Origin of the sequence: Roseateles sp. (assembly GCF_036486225.1) — a bacterium.
GTDB lineage: Bacteria > Pseudomonadota > Gammaproteobacteria > Burkholderiales > Burkholderiaceae_C > Roseateles.
Genome location: NZ_DASVNZ010000422.1, coordinates 1 through 22618 on the forward strand (window position 1 = coordinate 1; position 22618 = coordinate 22618).

The 22618-nt window shown below is 68.2% G+C and carries 16 protein-coding genes; 5 read left to right on the forward strand and 11 right to left on the reverse strand.

Features of this window, described 5'->3' with window-relative positions:
• The 3 genes from VF536_RS27275 to VF536_RS27285 all read right to left on the reverse strand — a co-directional run.
• A partial coding sequence (locus VF536_RS27275) for a serine/threonine-protein kinase (protein WP_331618087.1) occupies nt 1-859 on the reverse strand: 859 nt, incomplete at its 3' end.
• Complete coding sequence (locus VF536_RS27280; RefSeq protein ID WP_331618088.1) at nt 856-1788, reverse strand: Tll0287-like domain-containing protein; 933 nt, start codon at nt 1786-1788, stop codon at nt 856-858. The genes VF536_RS27280 and VF536_RS27275, both read right to left, overlap by 4 nt.
• Before the next feature lie 182 nt (nt 1789-1970).
• Complete coding sequence (locus VF536_RS27285) at nt 1971-2366, reverse strand: hypothetical protein (RefSeq protein ID WP_331618089.1); 396 nt, start codon at nt 2364-2366, stop codon at nt 1971-1973.
• A gap of 38 nt (nt 2367-2404) precedes the next feature.
• Between VF536_RS27285 and VF536_RS27290 the strand changes: the two genes are divergently transcribed.
• Nucleotides 2405-5266, forward strand: coding sequence for a hypothetical protein (locus tag VF536_RS27290; protein WP_331618090.1), 2862 nt, complete (start codon nt 2405-2407; stop codon nt 5264-5266).
• A gap of 86 nt (nt 5267-5352) precedes the next feature.
• Here the strand turns inward: VF536_RS27290 and VF536_RS27295 are convergent, their stop codons facing one another.
• From VF536_RS27295 to VF536_RS27305, 3 genes are all read right to left on the reverse strand, one after another.
• Nucleotides 5353-6750 carry a hypothetical protein gene (locus VF536_RS27295; RefSeq protein WP_331618091.1) on the reverse strand — a complete coding sequence of 466 codons (1398 nt, stop codon included), beginning with the start codon at nt 6748-6750 and terminating at the stop codon, nt 5353-5355.
• Nucleotides 6751-6826: 76 nt separating this feature from the next.
• Nucleotides 6827-8011, reverse strand: a complete 1185-nt coding sequence (locus VF536_RS27300) for a hypothetical protein (protein ID WP_331618092.1) — start codon at nt 8009-8011, stop codon at nt 6827-6829.
• Complete coding sequence (locus tag VF536_RS27305; RefSeq protein ID WP_331618093.1) at nt 8008-9138, reverse strand: hypothetical protein; 1131 nt, start codon at nt 9136-9138, stop codon at nt 8008-8010. Before VF536_RS27305 ends, VF536_RS27300 begins: the two co-directional genes overlap by 4 nt.
• A 204-nt stretch (nt 9139-9342) precedes the next feature.
• Here VF536_RS27305 and VF536_RS27310 point away from each other — a divergent pair, with 204 nt between their 5' ends.
• From VF536_RS27310 to VF536_RS27325, 4 genes are all read left to right on the forward strand, one after another.
• The gene (locus VF536_RS27310; protein WP_331618094.1) at nt 9343-10860 is read left to right on the forward strand and encodes an alpha/beta hydrolase; all 1518 of its coding nucleotides are present in this window, start codon (nt 9343-9345) and stop codon (nt 10858-10860) included.
• Between the two features lie 21 nt (nt 10861-10881).
• On the forward strand, nt 10882-13263 hold the full coding sequence (locus tag VF536_RS27315) for a CHAT domain-containing protein (RefSeq protein WP_331618095.1): 2382 nt from the start codon (nt 10882-10884) through the stop codon (nt 13261-13263).
• 333 nt (nt 13264-13596) lie between these two features.
• The gene (locus VF536_RS27320) at nt 13597-14163 is read left to right on the forward strand and encodes a Rhs element Vgr protein (protein ID WP_331618096.1); all 567 of its coding nucleotides are present in this window, start codon (nt 13597-13599) and stop codon (nt 14161-14163) included.
• Entirely contained in the window at nt 14147-14635 is a 489-nt protein-coding gene (locus VF536_RS27325) for a hypothetical protein (RefSeq protein WP_331618097.1), read from the forward strand. Before VF536_RS27320 ends, VF536_RS27325 begins: the two co-directional genes overlap by 17 nt.
• Before the next feature lie 147 nt (nt 14636-14782).
• On the opposite strand, the gene VF536_RS27330 is transcribed toward VF536_RS27325, so the two are convergent.
• From VF536_RS27330 to VF536_RS27350, 5 genes are all read right to left on the reverse strand, one after another.
• Nucleotides 14783-15151: a glyoxalase superfamily protein gene (locus tag VF536_RS27330; protein ID WP_331618098.1), complete on the reverse strand. Its 369-nt coding sequence runs from the start codon at nt 15149-15151 to the stop codon at nt 14783-14785.
• A 40-nt stretch (nt 15152-15191) separates the two neighbouring features.
• Nucleotides 15192-18413, reverse strand: a complete 3222-nt coding sequence (locus VF536_RS27335) for an ATP-binding protein (RefSeq protein ID WP_331618099.1) — start codon at nt 18411-18413, stop codon at nt 15192-15194.
• Complete coding sequence (locus VF536_RS27340) at nt 18410-20329, reverse strand: serine protease (protein WP_331618100.1); 1920 nt, start codon at nt 20327-20329, stop codon at nt 18410-18412. Before VF536_RS27340 ends, VF536_RS27335 begins: the two co-directional genes overlap by 4 nt.
• A gap of 22 nt (nt 20330-20351) precedes the next feature.
• Nucleotides 20352-21494, reverse strand: coding sequence for a serine protease (locus tag VF536_RS27345; protein ID WP_331618101.1), 1143 nt, complete (start codon nt 21492-21494; stop codon nt 20352-20354).
• A gap of 7 nt (nt 21495-21501) precedes the next feature.
• Nucleotides 21502-22618: phospholipase D-like domain-containing protein (locus VF536_RS27350; protein WP_331618102.1), on the reverse strand; the 1117-nt coding region annotated here is incomplete at its 5' end.

The following is a 22618-nucleotide window of genomic DNA, read 5'->3' on the forward strand; positions in this document are numbered from 1 at the left end:
CGGCGTCGGCGAAGCGGTCCCGGGGATCGCGCGCCATCGCGCGCCGCACGATGGCGTCCAGCGCCGCTGGCAGTTCTCCCGGCCGCACCGAGGTCGGCGCGGGCGGCTCCTGGTTCAGCGTCTGGTACATCACCGCCTCGATCGCGCCGCTGAAGGGCATGCGCCCGGTCGCCAGCCGGTACAGCAGCACGCCGCAGGCGAAGACGTCCGCGCGGTGGTCGATCGCGCCGCCGAGGATCTGCTCCGGCGCCATGTAGCCCGGCGTGCCGATCTGCGACGCCGCCTGCGTGAGGTGGTGGTCGGCGATCCGCGCGATGCCGAAGTCCGTCAGTTTCACGCGGCCTTCACGGGTGATGAGCAGGTTGCCGGGCTTGATGTCGCGGTGCCAGACGCCCTGGCCGTGCGCGCCGGCCAGCGCGTCCAGCAGCTGGTCCATGACGCCCAGCGACCACGCCAGCGGCGGCGTCGGCATCTCGCGCCTGAGGATCTGGTCCAGCCCGCGGCCGTCGACCAGCTCCATGACCAGGAAGGCGTAGCCCTTCAAGCCGTCCGCGCTCGTCACCTCGCCGAAATCATGGATGGTCACCACGCCGGGATGGGCGATGCGCCCGACCGCGCGCGCCTCGTTGCGGAAACGCGCGGAGCTCGAGTCCGCGCGGGCCGCTTCCTCGGCGTCCTCCACCTGGCGGCGGATCAGCTTGATGGCCACCTCGCGCTGGATGTGCGGATCGAAGGCGCGGTAGACGACGCCCATCGCGCCTTCGCCGAGCTTGCCCCGCACGAGGTACTTGCCGATGTGCGGCACGCGCGCGGGCTTGCCGTCGGATCCGGAGCCGGAACTGGAACTGCTGCCGGTCATGCCCCGCTCTCCAGCATCGCCATGGCCTGGTCCAGGCTGCGGCGCATGCGCCCGAACGACGCGGCCAGCACGCCGATCTCGTCGCCCGAACGGACCTCGAAGGCGGGCGCCTCCTCGCCCAGCGAGACCCGGTCGGCGATGCGCGCCAGGCCCGTCACCGGCCGGATCACCAGGGACCAGAGCATCAGGTTGAGCGCCGCGCCCATGACCAGGAAGGTGGCCGTCAGCGCGCCCATCACCAGCCAGAAGGTCTGCGACGCCTGCTTCAGCGGCAGCGCCATCGGCACGGTGACGACCTCGGCGCCCAGCGTCTCGTTCAGGCGCCAGCCGAAGCCGTTGGACGGGCCGTAGCGCGCGACCAGCGTCGCCGGCGCGGTCTGCGGCGACGCATGGCAACCCAGGCAGGCCGCGTTGGTGATCCGGATCGGCCGCGCGATGTAGAGCGCCTCGCCGCCCGGCGTCTCGCGGCGGCCGACGAACTCCGTCAGCGCGGGCCGGCGCGTGAACTGCGAGATCACGTCCTCCTCCCAGCTCACCGCGCGGTTGCGCGGGTTGGTGGGATTGAGCATGGCCGCCTTGTAGCCGTAGTCCTCGTAGGCCTGGGAGAGCGTGGCCAGCACCTCGTGCGCGGAGAACGCGGGCACGGCCTCGGGCACGAAACGCTCGCGCAGCTGGTTCTCCAGCAGCGGGCGGATGTGGTCCGCCGTGTACTGGTTGACGGCGCTGGCGCTGTGCATCAGCAGGCGCGCGCGGTCGGCCACCTGCTCCTGCGCACTGGTCTGCAGCCACTGGCGCGCCAGCACGGCGGTCAGCGCCAAGCCCACCAGGAAGACGGCCAGGAAGATCGCGTTGAACTTCGCCAGCAGGCTCAGGTGCGGGAGGCGGTACCAGGGCAGGGCGCGCCGGGCGGCGGTATCGATGCGGCTCATGTCGTCACTCTCGTCAGGTCGAGCCGGCCATCGCTGGAGAGCGATCGCCGATATCAGGACCTACGGAGCGGGACGCCGCACGGATGCAGCCTGCGGAAAAAAAGCTTGTAACGGCGGCCCGACCTCCGGCCGCGGCGCATTCACGCCGCAGCCGGAGCGGCCGCTGGGGCCAGTCCTGCGGGTTACTTCATGGCCTTCTTGTCGGCCTCGGCCTTTTCCTTCATGGCCTTGGCATCGGCCTCGGCCTTCTCGTGAGTCGCCTTGGCGTCCTTTTCACATTGCTTCTCGGCATCGCCCTTCATGGCGTTGCAGGCCTTCTTGGCCGCCTTGTAGTCGGCATCGGCCTGCTTCTTGAGCGCCTTGGCCTGATCGACGGTGCCGGAGGACGGGCTGGACGCGGCTTGCGCCATGGCCGGGCCGGCGGCGATACCCAGGGAGAGAACGGTCGCCGTGGCGGCGATGAGCAGGGAACGCTTCATGAGGATCTCCTTGTCTTCGGTACAGATGTTGAACGGCGACGGGGTCGCCGGCTGCGAGCCACCTGTTCCAGCAAGAATGGTTCCCTGCCCGGAATACACCCTCGGACTTTCCGCACCGGCTTCTCGGCATCGCGCCGATGGACGGCGCCTGCGGGCGCTTCGACAGTGGCGGCCAGGGCGCGGAATCCCGCAGCGCTCGTCACCCGTCGACCGCCGCCATGCCGCATCAGGACCGCATTTCCCGCCCCGCCGAGACGCCGGCGACGGACCCGCGCGCAAAAGCGGTCGGGTCCGCGCCGGGTCAGACATCGCCGGGCGTCGCGGCCGCGGCCTCCCTGATCGACGGCAGTCCCTACATGGCCGCCCAGCGACAGCGGATTGCGGCGGTTTTCGGTCCGGCTGCGGGCGGGCCGGTGCAACGCAGGCTGTTCATCAAGCGGTCCGACAAGGAGGCGGTCGTCGAGCGCCAGGCGGTCGATGGCATCGGGCCGGCCGTGCATGAAGCGATCCTCAAGCACACGGAGTTCCTGATCGGTCTGGAGTGCAAGGACCACGCCAAGGGGCAGACTCCTGAAGAGCTGGATCGGGCCAGGCGGGTGCTCGCCGTGCTTCAGGACGTGCGCTTGCTCGAGGAGGTGCTGACCCGAATGCAGGACGACAACGCCGACTTCGGGACGATCGACGTGCGTGAACCGCAACACCTGGCCCAGTTCTACTTCCAGGCCCGGCGGGGACTGATCCTCGCCGACAGGATCCCCGTGGACGCCGAGACCGCGCGCAAGCTGAAGGAGGGCAGTGACACGGATCAGGCGCAGGGCCTGGCGCATGGCCAGGCCATGAGCGGAAAGACCGGGCTGCCGCCCGGCGACAACAGTTTTCCGGTCGCCGTCCTCGGCGCAGGGGCGAGCGTCGCCTATTACCTGGCGACGGCGGGCCGGTCGCTGGATCCGGCGTCGACCGTCATCATCGGCGAGACCCAGCCCTGGGCCGGCGAGCGCGGCAGCGAAGGCGTCGTCAACCATCCGCTCAACATGATCGCGCCCGACGGGTACCAGGGCCGCGATCTGCACGACGCCGGGGGCGGACTCGCCCCCAGACGCACGCTGTCCCAGCGCATCGAGGAAGTGATCGGGCGCTGGCCCAACCTCCGGACGCGCAAGATCCTGAAGGTGGAGCGTCACGGTTCAGGCGAGTACTTCACCATCACCACGGACGACCCCGACCACCCGATCGTCTATGCGCGCAAGGTGATCGCCGGTCTGGGCATCGGCAAGCACAAGGAGCCGGACAAGGTGACCTGGGCCGGGGGCGACCGCGGACATGCGGACAACAAGACCGGCGTCGGCGCCGCGGTGCCCCGGATGATCGACATGGACGGCTTCCAACGCGCCATGGTCGCGGGCGAACTGCGGCGGGACAGCATCCGTTCGATCGCCGTCGTCGGCCCGAACGCGGCCATCGACGTCATGTCCACCGTGCTGCGTCGTTATCCGGATCTGATGGCCAATCCGGTCTACTGGATCACCGGCACCGACCCCGGCGGCCGCGGCCGCGGTCCGTCGACCAAACGTCCCGCCTTCCTGAAGGGCACCGACAACGAATACGTCGAAGGCCGCTACGACAAGGTCATGGCGCGCGGGCCGTCGTCGCCCGACAAGCGGATCTCCAAGGAGGGCGTCATCACCGTCGTCGGCCACGACTATCTGGCGGCGCGGGTCGGGGCGGACGGCGTCGCCCTGGACGTCGGCGAGCGCGGGGGGCGCGGCGGCGCGGACACGCTCGTGGAGACCTTGAAGGCGGATCTCGTCGTCTACGGCATGGGGCCCGACGTGAACGCGGTGTCGCAGGTGTTCGGGATCGAGGAAGCGAATCTGAAACGCGACATGGAGCCCATCTATGACATGGGACTGCACTTCAACGATGCAGGCGACATCGACTCGCAGGACACCTTGCGCGCCTACCTGATGGCGCCCCCGCGGGCCTTGCCTCGCGACCAGGCCGCCGCGCTCGCCGCAGACGTCTTCAGACTGCTGGCGGATACCGTCTCGGAGCGCCCCGCCAGGGACAAGCTGGAGCGCGGCGGCCGGCCGCCCGTGGTCGGCGTGCGCCTCAAGCCGCATGCGACCGGCAAGGCCTCGCTCGAGGTCATCGGCGGCACGGCCTACCGCTTCGCATTCGCCGGCAAGATGCCTTACCGGTATGTGTCGACGGCGCTGGAAGGCGTCCGGCGCAAGGAACTGGTGCGGGCCGTGCAGGATCGGGACGCGGTGCGCAGGACCGGGTCGCTGCACACCGATGTCGAAGGCTACGTGCGTTGTCTGGAAAGCTACCTCGATGTCGCCACGGATCTCGCCAGACGGTTGGAAGTCTCTGCCGACGTCGAGGAAGCCAAGCAGGATGCCTACTGGAACGGGTCCGCCGCCGACTGGCTCCGACTCACCGCCGAGTGGCTGCGACTGGCCGAGGGCCAGGTGGGCGATGGGCCCGAAGGGGCCGACGGGAAGATCGTCGCCCGCATGCGCAGCACCTGGACGACTCTGGAGGTGCTGCAGCGGCAGTTGAGGTCCATGTACGACGACGCGATCGTCGACAGGTATGCCTCGCTGGCCTCTTCCCACATGGGGGGCGTGCCCAACAGCCTGCCGAAGAACGTGGTGCTGGGCGATCAGCTGACCGCGGCGCGCAGCTCGGTGGAGGCGCTGCAGTCGCATGTGCCGCCCAACGTCGCCGGGGGCGTCAACCTGGTGACCAGCGACCACACCACGATCGCCGCCTACCTCGCGGCCGCCCACGGCGATCTGCCGCCCGGGGTGGCGGACCTGCTCACCTCGCGCGTGGTGATCGACCGTCGCCACGCCGCGCTGGACCGCGCGCCGCTGCCGCGGCCCGAGCTCGAAGGCAACCGCTACAGCGCTTTCCACCTCAAGCAGCAATCGGCCTTCCAGTCGAACTGGATGGGCCTGTTCGAGAAGGTCAACGCGCTGTTCAAGAGCGACTGAGCCGGCACGAAGCCGGCTCATGGTTCCTTGCACCTTGCGTTCACGTGGCCCGGGCAGGCCGCCGGAGCGGGCTGCCCAGGCGGCCTTCAAGGCAGGCGCCGCCGCAGGCCGATGTTGCGCGTCTGCACGCCGCAGACCGACGGGATGTCGAAGTTGGCCGGGTTGATCGGCTGCTGGAACTCCTCGTAGAAGTAGTAGTCCGCCAGCGCCAGGCTGGTGCCGAGGTTCACGCCCGACTGCGACTGCATGAAGGTGACCGGCCGGCTCTGCGTGCCGCTGGCGTTCTGCGGCGCGTACCAGGTCCAGAGGTAGGTGGCCTCGGGATAGTTGGGCGGCGCCGGCGGGAACAGCACCGAGCAGATGGTGACCGTCGTGCCGGGCGCGATCACCGGATTGCCGGAGATCGTCGCCTGGATCGTGCCCTCCACGCCGGGGATGGCGATCCAGTCCGGCGGCTCCTGCGGGAAGGGGAACTGGCTGCCGCCCAGGCAGGTGGACGGCGCGTTCTCGTAGGCGGTGATCAGGAAACCGGTCGCGCTGTTGGGCGGCGGCGTGGTGCCGGACGGTGCCGGACCGGTCAGCAGCGCGGTCTGCGACACGGTGCCGTCGGGGGCGTCGGGGTTGTAGGTGAACAGCATCAGCGTGTCCTGCGCCCGGTCGCTGTAGACGCGGTAGTCGGCGTCGTCCTTCCACGCATACAGCACGCGCGTGGGCAGCGGATCGAACTGGCCGTTGACCGGCGTCATGAACGCGGTCATGCCGAAGTTGGTGTTCCAGCTGAACAGCTCATAGCCGTTCGGATTGCCCACCGCGAAACCCGGAATGCCGGCGGCCGCGAAGGTGGTCGGCTTGGTCGGGGCCACGGCGGCGCTGTCGTAGGACTGGAAGCTCGGGAAGTACGTGAAAGACCACATCTGGAAGAACCCCAGCTGCGTCGGATCGCCCATCGTCGGCTTGGGCGGGCCGTTGCCGAACATCATGCGCACGGGCGCTTGCGTGCTCGAGTTGAACCACATCCACGTGGCCGCGGGCGGCGACTTGGGAATGGGCACCGGCACCTTCCACCAGTCCACGGGCTCGGCGCTCATCCAGTTGAGCGGGGCCGAGCCGGCGCAGGCCGCGTTGGGGGCCTGTGCACCGTACCAGTCCGTGGGCAGCGACCAGCCCAGGTCGACCGTGGCCCAGCTCTGGCCGCCGTCGGTGGACAAGGCCGTGGCGCCCGGCGTGATGACGTACCACCACTGGCCGTAGGCGGTGCCGGTGACCTGCGCGGACAGGTAGTCGCCGGGCACGCAGACGATGTCGGCGGTGCAGAGCTGGAAGAAGGGGTTGTCGGGCTGCGGGTCGGTGGACAGCGGCGGACTGAAGGGATGCAGCAGTACCGTCGCGGTCCAGGCCGCGGGCATGGCCGGCGGCGGTCCGTCCACCGGCTGGAAGGCCGGATAGGCCGAAAGCGGGACGGGATCGATCGTCGATGGGGTCATGGAAACCTCCGGTGAAGGAAAGGGGCGAAAAGCGGCGAGGGGGCCGACGGTGCCGCGACAGCGATGGCGATCCCGGTCAGGGTCGGGGCCGGCCCGCGGGCCAGGTGGCCGTCCATTTCGAGGGCGGCACGCCGGTGCCCAGGACGGCGAGGTAGACGTCCCAGGTGACGGGATCGACGGCCATCGCATGCAGCAGCGTGGTCGACGAGGACGCGGGCAGGGGGACGTCGAAGCGGGTGAAGGGCTTCAGGTCGGAAAGACCGGGAAGATCGGAGAAGTCAGAACGCGCGCAGTCCATCGGCACGGCGAACAGCGAGACGCTGCCGACGCCGCCGCCCGCGCTCGGACTCGCGCCGACGAAGAGCACCTGGCGGGCGGGCGAATCCAGTGCTGGACCGAAGGCGAGGGCGTAGACGCCGAGTGCGCCGAATCCATCGAGGCTGCCGACCGGCCGTCCCGTCGCGTCGATGACCTGCACGCGATGATTGAGCGCGTCCGCCACCCAGAGCCGATCGCAGCGGTCGACCACCGCGGCGTGAGGCAGGTTGAACTGCCCGGGACCGTTGCCGGGCCGGTCGCCGGGGGCGCTCCAGTGGGCCAATACGCGGCCCGCGGCGTCGAGGCGGAGCACGCGGTTGTTCAGGCCGCCGACGTCGCCGTCGGTGACCAGCAACTGCCCGGCGGCATTCCAGGCCACGTCGGTGACCTTGTCGAACTGCACCGGATCGAGGCCCGTGCCCTGGGAGTTCTGGCCGCAGGTGCCGAGGGTCGCGACGAGCCGGCCCTCCGGCGTGAAGCGCTTGAGGCAGTGACCGAACGCGGGACCGGCGGGCTGGGGCGGCGCCATGTCGGTGATCCAGACTTGCGTCGAGCCGTCCGGGGCGGTGTGGATCGACAGCGAATGCGGATCGCCCAGCGTGCCCGTGGCAGGCCAGGTCGACACGAGGCGGCCGTCCGGCGTCCACACGCTGACGACCGGATCGGCGCGTTGCAGCACGTGCAGGAAGCCGGTGCGCGGATCGCGCTCGATCCAGCTGACTGTCTCGAAGCGCACCGCCGACGGCCGCGGGAAACCGGCCTCGGCGACGTAGACCGGTGCGGGTAACGCGATGCCGTCCGAGACCGGCGTTGGCATTGGCGTCGACGTCGGTGCGCTCGCGGGCGAGACCGCGCAGCCGGAGAGGGCGATGGACACGATGAAGGCGGCGGACCTCGGTGCCCAGGTCCGCGCCCGGGACGGCGCCGCTCGATGCGGGCTCATGGACGGTCCCGCGATGCCGACATCGTGCGGCGCAAGGTGGACAGGATGTCGAGGCTGGGCTGGTTGGCCATCAGCACGAAGTTCTGCGCAAGGATCTCGTCGGGCTGGAAGATCTCCTGCGTGAAGTTGGCCGTGACGAGCGAGAGGTACTGCGGCATCAGCGGCGCGCTGTCGTAGAGCAGCGGCCGCCCTTGCGCGTCGATCACCGGCACCCAGCGTCCGGCGGCGTCCCGCGTGATGGCCAGGAACCACCACTGCAGGTAGTCGAAGAACACGCCGCCGTCGTAGGGGCGGTCGGCCAGCAGCAGCGGCGCCAGGGAGCGCCGCACGATCACCGCGGGATCGTCCGCGCCGCCGTGCGGCGTGCCCGCCGAGGCCGTCGGCGAAGCGGGGACCTGCATGTCGATGTAGACGTCCAGGCCGGATTCATCGGGGTTGGTGATGCGCAGCTCGCGCATCGGCGCCTGGTGGCCGGGCGGGCCCCACGGGATGTCGGGCAGCTCGATGGGCTGGGGCGTCGCGCGGTAGTGGATCGCGTCGTAGAGCGCGAGGCGTTCCTCCGGATGGTTCTTGCTGAACAGGTGGAAGCACTCGTGGATGAGGACGTTCTGCAGGTAGGACAGGTCGTCGGCGGGATGCAGCGGATCGCCGTAGCTGGCGGCGGTCTGCGTGCTGGCGACCATGTTGGCGGGCAGCACGATGGTGTCCTGGCGCCGCGTGTAGGCGGCGTAGCCTTCCTCCTGCCCGGTGCTCTTCACCAGACGGATCACGGGCGGCAGGCGCAGGGACAGCGAGGCGAACAGGCGCGAGACGGCGGTGACGATGCTGCGCAGGGACGCGATCTCCTGCGGCGACCAGCTCATCACCTGCGAGGCGACGTAGTCCAGGTAGATCGCCGGCGTGACGTCGACCACCTCGCGGCGGAGGTTGACGCGGGCCTGCCGGTCGAACGGCGTCTGGCGGCGGACGTAGTCGTCGACGGTGACCAGCATCGCGCGGCCCGTCGCGACGCCGGCCGCGACGACCTGTGTCCCGCCGGGGAACTCGCCGACGACGACATCGACTGGCGCAGCGGCGGCCTGCGGGGAAGAACGGCTCGCGGCCGGTCGACGGGGGGCGATCTTCATGACGGCGTCCTTCCTGGTGGGATCGACGCGAGCATGGTGTGCGCAGCGCCTGGGCGGGGCCATCAGCAGAATGCTGATCTTTGGTCGGCCTCCGCCGCTGCAGCCCCATGAATGAAGGGGATCGTGCGGGCCGTCGCGATAGTGCGCTCAAGTCGGCGCCGCTAGGATCGCCGCAGACAGATGGAAGTCCATCGGGGAGGGCGGATGCGTACCGTTGACGACCTGCGATTCGCGATCGCGCTGCTGGCCCAGGCCTCGAAAGCGCTACCCGACGATCGGCGCTTCGATCGATTCCTCGTCTTCGTCGAGCACTGCTTCGGCAACTCGCCGGTCGGGCACTTCGCCATGGACGTCGTCGCCGCGATGCCGGATGCGGACACGCTGCCGGCCCTCGCAGACCTTCCGGCGGCGGCGCAAGCCGTCGACATCGACAATCCGGCCGCGGGGCGGATTCATGAACGTCTGGAGGAATGGTCGTTTCCGGGCGTGCTGGAAGGCCTCAGGCTTGCGCGTGTCGCGGCGATCCGGCAAGACCTGCGACACCTCACCGCGAGCGATGCGCCTGCCAACCCTCCCGCGGGGGCGACGCTTTTCAGGGGAGTCGGCACGACGCTGGTCGACGTGAGACGCCGGGACCGGGGGCGTGGCCAGCCTGACCCCGTGCGCATCGTGGTCCGCAAGAACACCTGGCCGCCTGCTCGGGAGTCGGTCGACGCCTTTGCGCTGGAGTCGGCAGCAGGCCCGGATCCGACGCACACCGACATCGACATCCATTTCGGCACGAATCGCGAACCGCTCGCAGGACCGTTTCCCGGCAGCGTCGACTTCGGTGGACGACGCAACGGGGCGGAGCAGCCGTTGAGCTTCGGCCTGGCGACCGTGACGATCCCCGCCGTCCACAAGGAAGGGCGCATCGAGCGTCCGTCGTTCTGGCATTTCGAGTTCAAGCAGGACAAGCGACGGCACATGGTCATCGACCAGGTCCGGATCCTGTCCGAGGCGCGATGGACGGCGTCCGCCAGCAGCGGCGGCAGCGGCGCAGAGGCCCTGCTGTTCATCCACGGCTTCAACGTCGATTTCGACGAAGCGCTCTACCGCACGGCCCAGATCGCGCACGACCTCCGCTTCCCCGGCCTGACGCTGTGCTTCAGCTGGGCGTCGTGCGGCGAGGTCCTGGACTACACCGTCGACGAGGAGAGCGTGCGGTGGTCCACCCACCATCTGCAGACCTTCCTCGAGGTCGTGGCGACCCGGCTCTCGCTGCGGCGCATCCACGTCGTCGCCCACAGCATGGGCAACCGCGCGCTGCTCGACGTCCTGAGCCAGTGGACGCCGCCGTCGGGCAGCGCTCCCTTGAGCCAGATCGTCCTGGCGGCGCCGGACGTGGACGCGGGCATCTTCCGTCAGGTGGCCAAGGTGTTCTCCCGCTTCGATCGCGTGACCCTCTATGCCTCCTCGGAGGACAAGCCGCTGCGGGTCTCGCGGCGACTGCACAGTTATCCAAGGGCGGGGGACGCGACGCCGCCGCTCGTCGTGGCGCACCTCGACACCGTGGACGTCAGCGCGGTGGGCGCCGACCTGTTCGGGCTGGGACACAGCTACTTCGCCGTCAAGCCGAAGGTGTTCTCCGACCTGTTCTACATCATTCGCCACGGATTCATCCCGGCCCAACGGGCCAGCATCCGGCCCGTTCCCGGCCAGGGACACTTCGAGCTCGCATGACCGCCGCCGGGAGAGAGGTTCATGTACGACAAGTCGATGTGGCCCAGGACGCCGACGCCGGACGACGCGATCGTCTATGTAGAGCTCTTCGGGGAGGGCGTGTTCACCCAGCAACTCTCACCGTTCCGGGGGCATTTCATCGCCGACCTGATGGGCGCGGATTTCCGCCTGCTGGTGGCCCATTGCCCCGCGGACCTGCAGGATCTGCGGGTCGGGCCTGATGAGCGTCTACTCCGGCGCGCCCAGGAACACACGCAGATCAGGCACTTCGCGATGCCACTCGATCGCGCGGCCGGCTTCTTCGAGACCGTCGACCCGCAGTTCATCGTCTGCCGCTACCACCCGGAGCACCATCAGCACGTGCTCGCGCTGGAGCGGCGGCATGGGTGGCCGTTCCTGCGCCTCCCTCTTCAGGAACTTGAATTTCCGACGCTCAAGCCGCACGAGCACTTCAAGCCGACCTTGCGCGATGTCGTCGTCCAGTACGTTGTCGGCGTCTGCCGGTTGATCCGCGACATCGCGCCCGACTCCCCGCTGGTCAGCGGCTTGAGCGCCGACCTCCATGAACTGCGATGGCAGCGACAGGACGGGCCCCGTCCGATATCGCGCCTGCATCAGAGCGCGTACCCGAATGAAGCCTTGTGGTCGGTCGCCGGGGTCGACGTCACGCTGGCGGAGCCGACCCGGAATCTGCCGGACGAGGTCGTCTACGGCTTCCTGTCTGCGCAGGCCGGCGATCTGCTTGGCCGCCGGGAAGCGGCGAGTCGACAGGCCGGGGTGCCGCCACAATTCGCGATCGAGCTGATCCTGTTCTTCCCGAACTACTTCATGGAGCTGTTCCTGGCGGATGAGGAGATGGTCGCGTGGTCGGCGGTCCGTCACGACCGGGAGTCCAGGCTGCGTGCGCTGCTGGCCCACGACGTGGTCGCCGAGGTCCGGGAGTTCGCGCCGGAGTACGAGAGCAATCCGTTCGAGCGGCCCGGCCTGAGGCTATTCTGCGAGATCCTCCGGGACCAGGAGAGCTTCCTGTTCCGCGTTCCCGGCATCGAGCCCTACCGGAGCCTGGCGGCCGGGGAGGAGGGCCGCGAGTACCTCCAGCTGGCGACGAGCGAGGTGGCCGCCTCCACGGCGAAGGTGGCGATGCTGGCCGCCTCGTGCGCGGCCCCGGTGCTGCGGTTCTCGCCGCGGCTGGGGACCTGCATGGACGCGCTCTTCGAATTCGTGCGTGCCTATGGGCGGCTGCCCAACGCGGTGCCGCCGTCGTCGCTGTACGGGCCCACTGGCAAGCGGCATCCGGACCAGGATGACATCGCCGTGGCCTTCAACGCGTTCGCGGACGCGGCGGCCGAGCTGATTCCGCAGGACTATCTGGCACTGATCGCGGCGAATCAGCGGCTGAAGCTGATCTCCGACTTTCCTTTCGAGTGGATCCGGCCGCGCACGCTGCCGCTGGTCTACACGAAGCAGTGCTCCAAGATTCCCGCCACGCCTGGGCAGGTCATGACCACCGTCCTTGGGCGACGGATCTATCACACGATCGAGTTGAAGGACATCGCGAGCGTCCGCGTGATCTCGTCGTTCGAAGCCGCCGATCCGCTGTCGGGCCGGTTCTGTCGGGAATTGCGGGAATACCTGGCGCTGCTCCACGAGGAGTTCGGAACGCAGATCGACATGGTGCTCGAGGAGGTGCGCGTCGCGACGGCGGCCGAGTTCATGCGCGCGCTGGAGACAACGGGCGGGAAGATCGCCGTCATCGACATGCACGGCGGCGCGTTGGGCGCCGAAGGCGCGCTGCTGATCGACGGCAATCCTTTCACGTCGGTCCAGTTCGAGCATGAGATCGAGATGAATCGAAGCCAGGGACTATCCCTGCGCCTGCCTTCCGTCGTCATCCTCAGCTCCTGCGACACGATCAATCCGCTGTCCAACGGATTCAGCATCGCTTCGGCGCTGCTGCGGGCCGGCGCGACGGCGGTCGTCGGTACCCTGTTGCCGATCGACGCGAGCCGGAGCGCCTCTTTCATCGGCAAGGTGCTGGTCGAGACCTTCAGCTATCTGTCCGAACCGCGCGGAGACGCCCAGAGCTGGCAGAACATGATCGCCGATCAACTGTGCTTCAGCGCCGCGAGCGACTGGTTCGGTGTCTGCGGCCAGCTGTTCCCCAGGAGCTACTTGGACCGGGAGGACTACCTGGCGGCGATCGGCCGCGTGGTGTCGTCCAGGGTGGGGCCGCCCGAGGGACTGGAGGACCGGCTCATCGCCGCGCTCGCGGAGGTTTTCGGCGTTTCCGAAGCCCAGGTCCACGAGGGCATAAGGACCCATGCGCCGTTCGTCGATGCGATGAACTACGTCCAGCTCGGATTCCCCGAGAACGTCCAGCTCGTGTCGGCGCCGAGGGTGTGAGGCCGATGGTGCTCGCGGCGGCATTCACAGACCTCCGGGGCCGGAGAGCGGCACCTTGCGGTCTTCGGGACTGGACGGATAACGGCGCCCCGACATGACCAACGTCGTGGATCGACGGGCGGCCGGTTCGCTAGACTTTCCGGAACGTGTTTTTCACTGTGGATGAAGATGGTTCGAGCCGTTCTCCCTGGCCCGCTCGGGACAGACACCCGCCAGACGGCTTTCGCTCCCGGAAGCGGGGGGCCGGGTGTTGCGCTGCTTGGCGGTCTGGACAACTGGGACAGTCCGACGCCTATCCACGAACGACTGCAGCGCATCGACGAGCGGCGCCACATGCCTGAGCTGATGCCGGGTCTGACGCCGCCGCCCTTGCAGGTCGGCACGCCGGTGAACGGCGAGCGCAAGATGACCGCCGGCGAGATCGCCATGTGCGAGAAGCTCTTCAAGCAGTCCATCGACTACTCGAAGGTGCTGGTGCACCGGGAGGAGTTCCTCCCCTTCGGCCTGCAGCCCGATGACTGCGCCATGACGCCCAACGGCGAGATGTACTTCAACCCGGACAAGTTCAAGGAAGATTTCTCCAGCGAGAACGACACGCAGAAGTGGTGGTTCATGCACGAGATGGTCCACGTCTGGCAGCACCAACTGGGCTATTGGGTCATGCTCCGCGGCGCCATCCGCGTCGGACTGGGCTACGAATACGAGCTCGTCAGCGGTCGCAAGCTGGGCGACTACAACATGGAGGCGCAGGGCAACCTGCTCGCCGACTACTACGCGCTCAAGTACTTGAAGCCGGACGTGATGGTCCAGTATCAGAAGAACGGCAACGACCTGGCGCTGTTCGAGGAGATCCTCAGTGACTTTTTCAAGAACCCCGCCGACCGTGCCCACCTGCCTTAAGGCCATCGTCGCCGTGACGCTGAGCCTGTCGCTGGGCGAAGGATGGGCGATGTCGCGCCTTGGAGACGCGGAGATCCGTCTGCAGGACGGCATGCCGTGCTTCACCTTGTCGGCCAAGGACGCGAAGCGAGATCCGAACGTGCGGCTGTCCTCCATTTCGGTCTCGGACGCATCGATCAGGCCCGTCGTCGACGTATGGCGGATGGTGTTCGAACCCGGCAAGGCCGTGCCGCTGCTGGGGCGCGCCTGCTTCGCGTATGGGCAGCAGGCCGAGGGGTCTCGCCCGGCGGTGGCCGGCGAACTCGCGAACGGCATCGTTTATGACGTGGCGCTGAACGTCAGTCCGTCCGACTCGTCGGACCCGACCAAGGGCTATGTCGCCAAGTTCTGCCTGGCCGGGCAAGGGTCCGATCGGCGGCTGGTGCCGGTGCGGCCGGATACGCGGGCGTGGCGGGAAGGGCGTTGCGATTAGGCCAGGGATGCGGGCCAGGGACGCGGGCCAGCGCACTCAGGAAAAGTAGGCGCAAAGGCGTGCAACGGCTCGCTCGTCTCTGACCACGCACCAGCCGACCTCGTAACAGTCGCGGGCCCCGACCTTCGCGGTCGCGGACCACTTGTCCTACGTGCTGACCGCACTGGTGAAGGTCAGCCGATTCCCGAATGGATCCGTCACCGACACATCCCTGGAGCCCCACGGCGTGTCCTCCAGTCCGGGTCGTGCGAAGCCGTAGTGCCGGCTAATGAGTTCCGCGTGGAAACCTTCGATGTCGTCCGTCCGGATGCGCATCGCCGCGCCGGGGCAGGCGTCGCCATGGTGCTCGGTGAGGTGGAGCACGCAGTCGTCTCGCGAGACCTGCAGGTACAGCGGAAGTCCGGCTTCGAAGCGATGCGTCCAGTCGACCTGGAAACCCAGGAACTGCACGTAGAACTCCAGCGCCTTGGCTTCGTCGAAGATGCGCAGGATCGGGGTGGTCTGAGCGAATTTCATGGGCGCGATGTTCGTCGGACTCGTGGGCGATGCCAAGCCGTCAATCGTGCCAACCCCTCTTCAGGGCCAATTCGCTCAGCGTTTCATGCCAGTTGAGCAGCGCGGCGGCGATGTCCGAGATCGTCTGCGGATAGGCCTGCGCGCCCTCGGTCTCCGGCAGCAGGAACTCCGCGCGCTGCTTGGATTTCCACTTCGCCAGGGCCCTGGCGAGTTCCAGGAAGCGGCCCGACATCACCGTCTCGAACATGATGTCCCGCGGGGCGGCGGACCGCGATGGCAGGAACTCCAGCCCGCCCAGGTACTCCCGCAGACCAGGGTCGCCCCCCGACAAGGCGGTCGCCAGCGCATGCTCGAACACCAGGTTCCAGTCGCTGTGATCGAACACCATCAGGTAGCGCAGGCAGGGGATGAACTCGCCGCTCTCGCGCACGGCCGCGGCCAGCAGGCGACTGCGTTTCTGCCAGAGCCGGTCGCGCTCGTCCAGGTCGTCGGGCGGGCGTGTCCCCAGCACGTCCGTGAGCACCGTGGCCAACTGAGCATCGCGCTTCCGATGATTGCGCACCCTCGGCAGGAACTTCGTCAGCTGCACCCACTTCGCGATCAGCTCGCGCTCCGCCCGTGGGCTGGCCAGGATCGCCCACCGCAGGATGTGCCGCGACGCGTTCCAGCGCCGGTCCGAGACCTGGGCGATGTCGTCACCCTGCATCTCCCGCAGTTCCCTCAGCGTCATGCCGACGTTCTTCTGCAGGCGGCCGATCAGCAGGAAGGACGTGGCTTCCGTGCACACGACAGCATCCCAGTTCTGCAGGTACTTCGTCGCCTCGGAGATCTCCGCGGCCGAGTCCCCCGACTTCGCGGCGATGTGGATGGCCAGCCGGGCCAGATCGGCGCGCGCACTTCGGCCGGCGCCGCGGGACGCCGGCAGCTCGCGCAGCGCGTGCGTGATCAGCGCACGGCAGTCCTGCCATCGCCCCGCCCGGAAGAGCAGCCTGGCGGCGACAGCGACTAGCGCCGGCGCCTTGACCCCATGCTCGAAGTCCGGCCCGAGTGCCGTGCGGATGGTTTCCACCGCCTGCATCGGCTGGTCGCTGAGCAGGAACTGGTTGCTGACCGCCGTCGCCCACGCCAGCGCCATGCCGGGGGGCAGGCGCCGGGCTTCCTCCGGCAACAGGCCTTCGCGGTTGCGCACCTTGAGGAACAGCTCGGCATCGGAGCCCGCAGGGAATTCCTCCGGGTCGATCCGCGCGTCCGTGACCCCTCCCAGCGTCCAGAGCTTGTCCAGGGTCTCGAACGACTCAGCTCGCCACAGGCCGTGATAGACCGCCTCGGCCGCCGCAGCCGGGTCGCCTGTCGCGGCCTTCTCGCTGAAATGGTCGAACGCGAGTTTGTGGAGAAGATCGAACTGCGGCCGGTCGCGAAGCCTGATCAGCGGCAGCATCTCGTTGCGCACGTCCTGTCGGTGCCTCAGGGCCGTGAGGTCGCGTTCCACCAGGGAGACCTCGCTGGAGAAGGCGTCGAAGATGTCCCGCGCCTGTCCCGGATCGATGGCCGACGGATCGAAGCCGGGAATGGCCGGGTCCGGTGCGGGCGTGCCCGGTCCCATGACACGGGCGATGACCTCCGGCGTGATGCGCCGGACCACCAGCCCCGGGTCGGCCAGTGCGCGGACACGATCGTCCCGCACATGGTCGAGGATCCGGCGGATCAGGATGCCGTTGATCATGCACGTCGCCGCGCCACCCCTTTCGCCGGACGCCAGCTCTGCCAGGATCGACCGCGCGATCTCGTCGCCGCTTTCGGGGCCATCCGGGCCCAGCAGGCTGGCGGCCATGCGGATGCGCAAGGGGTGCACGCGCAGCTTCTCCAGCGTGAGACCTTTGCGCCGCGTGGCCAGCGCTTCGGCCAGCTCGAGGGCGACCTTCGGACTCATCGGCTTGGAGGCCTGCTCGGCCAGACGGCCGAGCAGGGTGGCCGCGCCATGGACATCGATTCCTTTCAGCTCTTCCTGGTCCACCTCGCTCTCGAAGTCGTCGATGCGACGGCGTCCGGAGATCACCAGCCGCAACCTGCGCCAGTCGGCGCTCAGGAAGGGCCGCAGGAAGCGTTCGATGTGGGCCACCTGGTTGGCGTCGTACTGCACGATCTCGAAGGTGTCGAGCACGATCAGCACGGGCCGTTGCCATTCAAAGATGCGCTCCAGACGGTCCAGCGTCGTGTCGACCTGGTGGCGGAAGGCCTCGACGAACTCTCGCAGCAGCGGTCCCGACTCGGGCCCCTGGGCGATGCTTTCCGACTGCAGCGCCAACGCCCGGTTGCGCAGCTCGCTCAGCCCCGCTTCCAGTTCTTCAAACTGCGCCGAGACCTGTTGGCAGATCTCGGCGAACATCCCGAAGTGGTCCTTCGGGCTGATGCTCGGCCGATCGAAGTCGAGGTACGCGACCGGATACTTCCGGTCCGCGGCGTTCATGTGCTCGAGCATGAAACGCGACAGCAGCGTCGTCTTGCCGACGCCGCCCGTCCCCCAGAGCACCAGCGGCTTGCGTCCCTTCACCGCCCGCTTGAGATGCGCGAAGCCGCGGGACACGGTATCGACCAGCGACTGCGCCGAGATGACGCCGACGAAGGCCCTCAGCCGCTCGAGCTCGTCGTCGCGCCCCACCACGTCGCGTTCGTAGTCCTTGCCGCAGACGCGCTCGAACTGTTCGACCATCCGGCGCTTGCGGATCAGTCCGTCCAGCTGGTTCAAGGGCAGCGGTGGCGTCACCGTCGCCACCCCGCTCAGCACCGAGGTCGCGACCCGCAGCGCCTCCAGGCGCGGCAGCGCCATCGATGCGTCGACCAGCGTCTGTCCGGAGATCGTCAGGCGCAGGGCTTCGCTCACCGGGTCCGCGAAGAGCGTGGCGGTACGCGCCACCGCCGCCGCGAGCTCCATCGATCCCGAGGCCAGCCGCAGCACTTCGGTGCGCGCATCGCGCCGCAGTTCCCATTCGGTGCCGGAGGCCGTGATCGACGGCTCGGAGAACTGCAGGACGGCCTCTTCCGCGTCGGGGCGGCCGATGCCGATCGTCAGGCCCTTCGCCAGTTGCGAGGGCATGAAGGTCGAGACCACGGCGGCGTCGAGCAGCAGCGGCCAGACCGGGCTGTCGTCCAGACTGTCCTTGGTCTCCGGCACGGGGGGCGTCGAAGCGGACCCCTGCATGGCGCGCACGGCCCAGTCAGGCAGCGACGACAGGTCTTCCATTTCGCTCGGTGGGGTGCTCATGACAGGTGCGCGTTCTTGAGGAAATCGACGACCTTTGCGGCCAGGACCTTGCGGGGCAACTTCGGTGCGGCTGCGCAACTGTTGTCATTGAGCGTGGTGATGGCGATGGTTCGCAGGAAGTCCCCGGGCAGTTCCGATTTCAGCTGATCGATCGATTTCCAGGCGTTCTGCATGCATTCCCTGAAGCCTTCGGGCAGGTCGGCGTCGCCGCGCAGGTCTTCTTTCAGATGGTCGGTCCCGCCGGCGGGCAACGTCGTCGTGCTCAGGAAGAGCCAGCGCAATTGGGGAATGTCGACGACCTGGCCGGCGTCGCGCACGCCGACCAACGCGGTGACCAGCTCGTGCAGGCCATCGGGCCAGAGGAAGGTCTCACTCGCAGGGACCGCCACGTCGATGATCACCCAGGCCGGGAAACTGCCGGGTTGAGTCTTCGCATGCCGCCCCAACTGTCTGGCCACCCAGGCCGGCAGGTCGAGTCCCAGCCACCGCTCACGGGTTTCCGTCGCTGTCTCCTGCGGCCGGGGATCCTTTGGATCAGGCACTACGCCGAACTGTTGCACCAAGGCCCGGGCGAAGTCTTCCGGTGCCAGCTTCTGCATGTTGTTGGGGCCGAAGCGAACGACCTGCGCCTGATTGCCCAGCATCCGTTGCAACAACGCGATCGTGAAACGCACGAAGGTGCCGTAGTCGCCGATGACCGACATCACCCGCTTCCCGTCCGCGGTCATCATTTCCTCGACGCATTCGCGGAACACGCCCCTGCCGATGATGGGGCGCGGCTCACGGGTGTTGTCGTTCAGCGACCAGACCGTGGTGGCCTGCTTGTCAGGATCCGGGGGTTCCTGCCAGGCGCCGCAACCCCGAAGATCGGCAGCGATGGTGTCGATCCGGACGCCCTGGTTCACGCGGTCTTGCGGCCTCGGCGCGGCCGGCCCGGGCGGCGAATCGACCGCGGCGTTGTGCAGGGCCAGGAGCTCGCCGTTCGCATCCACGGCCGCACCGCCGGACGATCCGAGCGCGGTGCTGACGCGATACCAGGCACGTGTCGAGGACCCGTCCAACTGCACGAAATGCCCAACATCGAGCCGCTGGGCATAACCTCCCGGGTGCTGGAAAACGATGACGCGCTTCTCGCTCACGTAGTCGCATTTCTCCTTGGGAAGCGGCAGCCATCCCCGCATCCATCCTCCTCCCACACGGCACGGCCGGTTGCCGATATCGCGCTCCAATCGAACAACGGCATAGTCGTGCCGCACACCAACGATCGGGACCGCCTTGACAGTGCCGTCCCCCTCACGCTTCCGGCGCGCATGAACGAACCAGTCCTGCGCGGCACGGACGACCACGACCCCACCTGAGCGACCGGCCTGGCTGTCGTTCAGCTTCGGCGGCGGTTCCTGCTGATAGTCGAAGATGAACTCAAGCTCGCAACCGTCCATGTCCCTGGCGAATGTGTCTTCAGAGCCGTTCTCGCGCAGACATTCCTCGATCACGTGGTAGTTCGTCATGACCAGGTTGGGGCCGATGAGAAATCCCGTCCCCTTGAGTTCGTGCTGCACGGCCACGGCACAGACGACGCCGCTGACTCGCGGCAACATGCGCTGGAAGCTCGCCGAATTGAAGAATGGCTCATAGTCGTTCAGCAAGGCCTGCAGTTGGGGAGAGCCGAGTCTCTGTCCCGCCAGGATGTCCCTGAGTCCGATCGTCAGGAATGCGTTCTGCTTGGCTTCACGCTTGAGCAGCGCCAGTGCTTCCTCAAGCTTGCCGGCGTCGATCAGTCGGGTCACCAGCCTGCTCGACAGCGCGGTCATGTCGCCGATGCTGTCGCCTTCCACCCGCAGCAGGTCGATGCCCAGCGACGCGCTCGCGAGCCACGACAGGCTGCCGGGCGACAGCGTGCGCACGAAGAGCTGCACCAGATCTTCGACTTGGGAGGGGTTAGGTGTGGCCATGCTGCTCGACGACGCCGTTTTTCAGGATTTCTCCCATGACATGGGTGGACAGTCGCGACACGGCCACCGCCGCGTTCGCGCTCCCGACAATGCCCTCCGGATCCGATGTCCGTCCTCCCCGGTGCGTGCCCAGCACCTGGTGGGTGTAGAGGCCGAAGATCGGCGATCCGGAGTTGCCGCGCAAGGTCGAACAGTCGTGCTCGAAGTTCGTCGCGCCCTCGCGCAAGGCCGTGGTCCGGCCGGGCGAGCAGCGCTTGCGGCCGTCGGCGTCTCCGAAGACGAACAGCACCTCGCTGCCCGCCAGGCGCTGCAGCGGATGACCGACCGCGTACACCGGCTGCCCTTGGAAGGTCGGTGTCGGACCGCCTGAATAGGCGCCCAGCAAGGACTCGTCGTCGGACACCGCCAGCGCATGCGGCAGCGTCGCGCCGTTCGGCGCCAGCCTCAGCACCGCCAGGTCGATCGCGCACTCGGGCGCACAGGCCAGCAGCGCGTTCGCGGCAAAGCGCAGAGGCGTGGCGGGCCCGTCGGTGGCACCGAAGTCGGCGACGCAGGTCCAGCGCGGATCCAGGGACCAGTCCGCGACCGGCAACGTAACGTCGAGGACCAGCAGTTCCACGACGTGCCGGTTCGTCACGATCAGGTCGGCACCCAGCCGCCATCCGGTGCCGATGTGCTCCTCCTTGCCGCTCGCGAAGACGCGGTACAGCTTGGCCACCGATGCGGCCGCCTTGTCGACCTGCTTGCGATGCGTGCCGAGCCAGGTGGTCCAGAGCTCGTTGCCCCGGCTGGTGTTGTCCGGCGACTGCACCTTGCCGAGCGGCATGCGCAGGGCCGGACGGCCGATCACCTGGACGATGACCTCGAGCGCATCTTGCACGAACTCCCGCGCCGCGGCGTCGCCCTGTTGCGCCGAGCCGTCGAGGCCCCGGTCCGCGGCGTCGAGGACGGTCTGGGCGGCGGCCTCCAGGCTGGTCGGTTCGGCCGGGTGCAGGCGCGCCAGATGGCGGACCACCCCCTGCTTCAACTGGGCCCGGTCGATCTGTTCGTTTCCTCTGATCGATTGCAAGGCCCCGCCCGCCGACAGCAGCTGCCGCGTGGTCGCCAGGAGCGCGTCGAAGCCGTCCATGTCCGCCCTAGCGCTCGAGGTACTCGGCCAGGCTCATGCGCACGAAGCCCGGCGGCGGCGCGTCCCCTTCGGCCAGCCGCGGCGCCGCTTCCGGTTGCAGGGCATCGAACTTCACCGTGTTCGCCCGCTTCCAGTCGGCCTCGAACACGTCCAGAAAATAGGCCGCGACCTCGCGGTCGTCGAAGATGAGGCTGGCGTCGCGGTTGAGCGTGACGCCGTCGGAGCTCCAGTTGTGGCTGCCGATCAGCACGCGATGGCCGTCGACCACGATGCCCTTGGTGTGGGTGTTGGCCAGGCGTTTCACGCAACGCTCGACATCGAGGCCGTTGCGCTTGAGCGCCCGCATATCGTCGAGGAAACCGTCGCCGCCGCTGCGCAGGATGATGCGGCAGTCCTCCAGGACCCGGGACTTGCGCGTGATCGCGTCGACCAGGACCTTCAGGTTGCCCGAGGTCACTCCGGCGAAGCTGATGTACTGGTTCTGGAAGAGGAGTTGCTCCTCAGCCGATTCGATCAGGGCCAGCACCGCCTCTGTGAACACCTTGCCCTGGCGGTCCGGCGTCAGCAGGGGCTTCACCCGCACCCGTCGCGGTCCGATGTCCAGCGGATCGAAGACGCGCTCGGCCGCGGCCTCCAGCACCACGGCCTCTTCGAGGACGGCCGGAACGTCGACCAAGACCGGGTCTTCGACGGCTTCCAGCGTTCCGCCGAGCTCGTCCCGGCAGACCCGCAGGTCCTCCAGGATGTGGTTGCGGAACAGGTCGGCCAGTTTCCGGTTGCTCAGGCTGACGTGCCATTCCCGGTTGCCGGCGCGCGACGTCGCGCGCGGATCGTACAGGTCGGCGTCGGCGATCAGCGGCTGGCTGGCGCGTTTCCAGTTGCCGCTGGAGAGCCAGACATCCTGCTCGTCGCGCACGCTGACCTTGATGTGGTACGAATTGGCGACCAGTCCTCGGCCGCCGATCGGGACGTAGATGTTCTCGAAATTGTCGGGATGGCGGCGTTCCCAGTCCGCGAAGGTCTTCCGGCGATCGAAGTCGCCGTCGGCGATCTTGCCGCTGGCGGGGTTGCGTGTCTGCCGCGCGGCCACCAGCTTGAGGTCGATGCCCTCGTCGAGCTTCCCG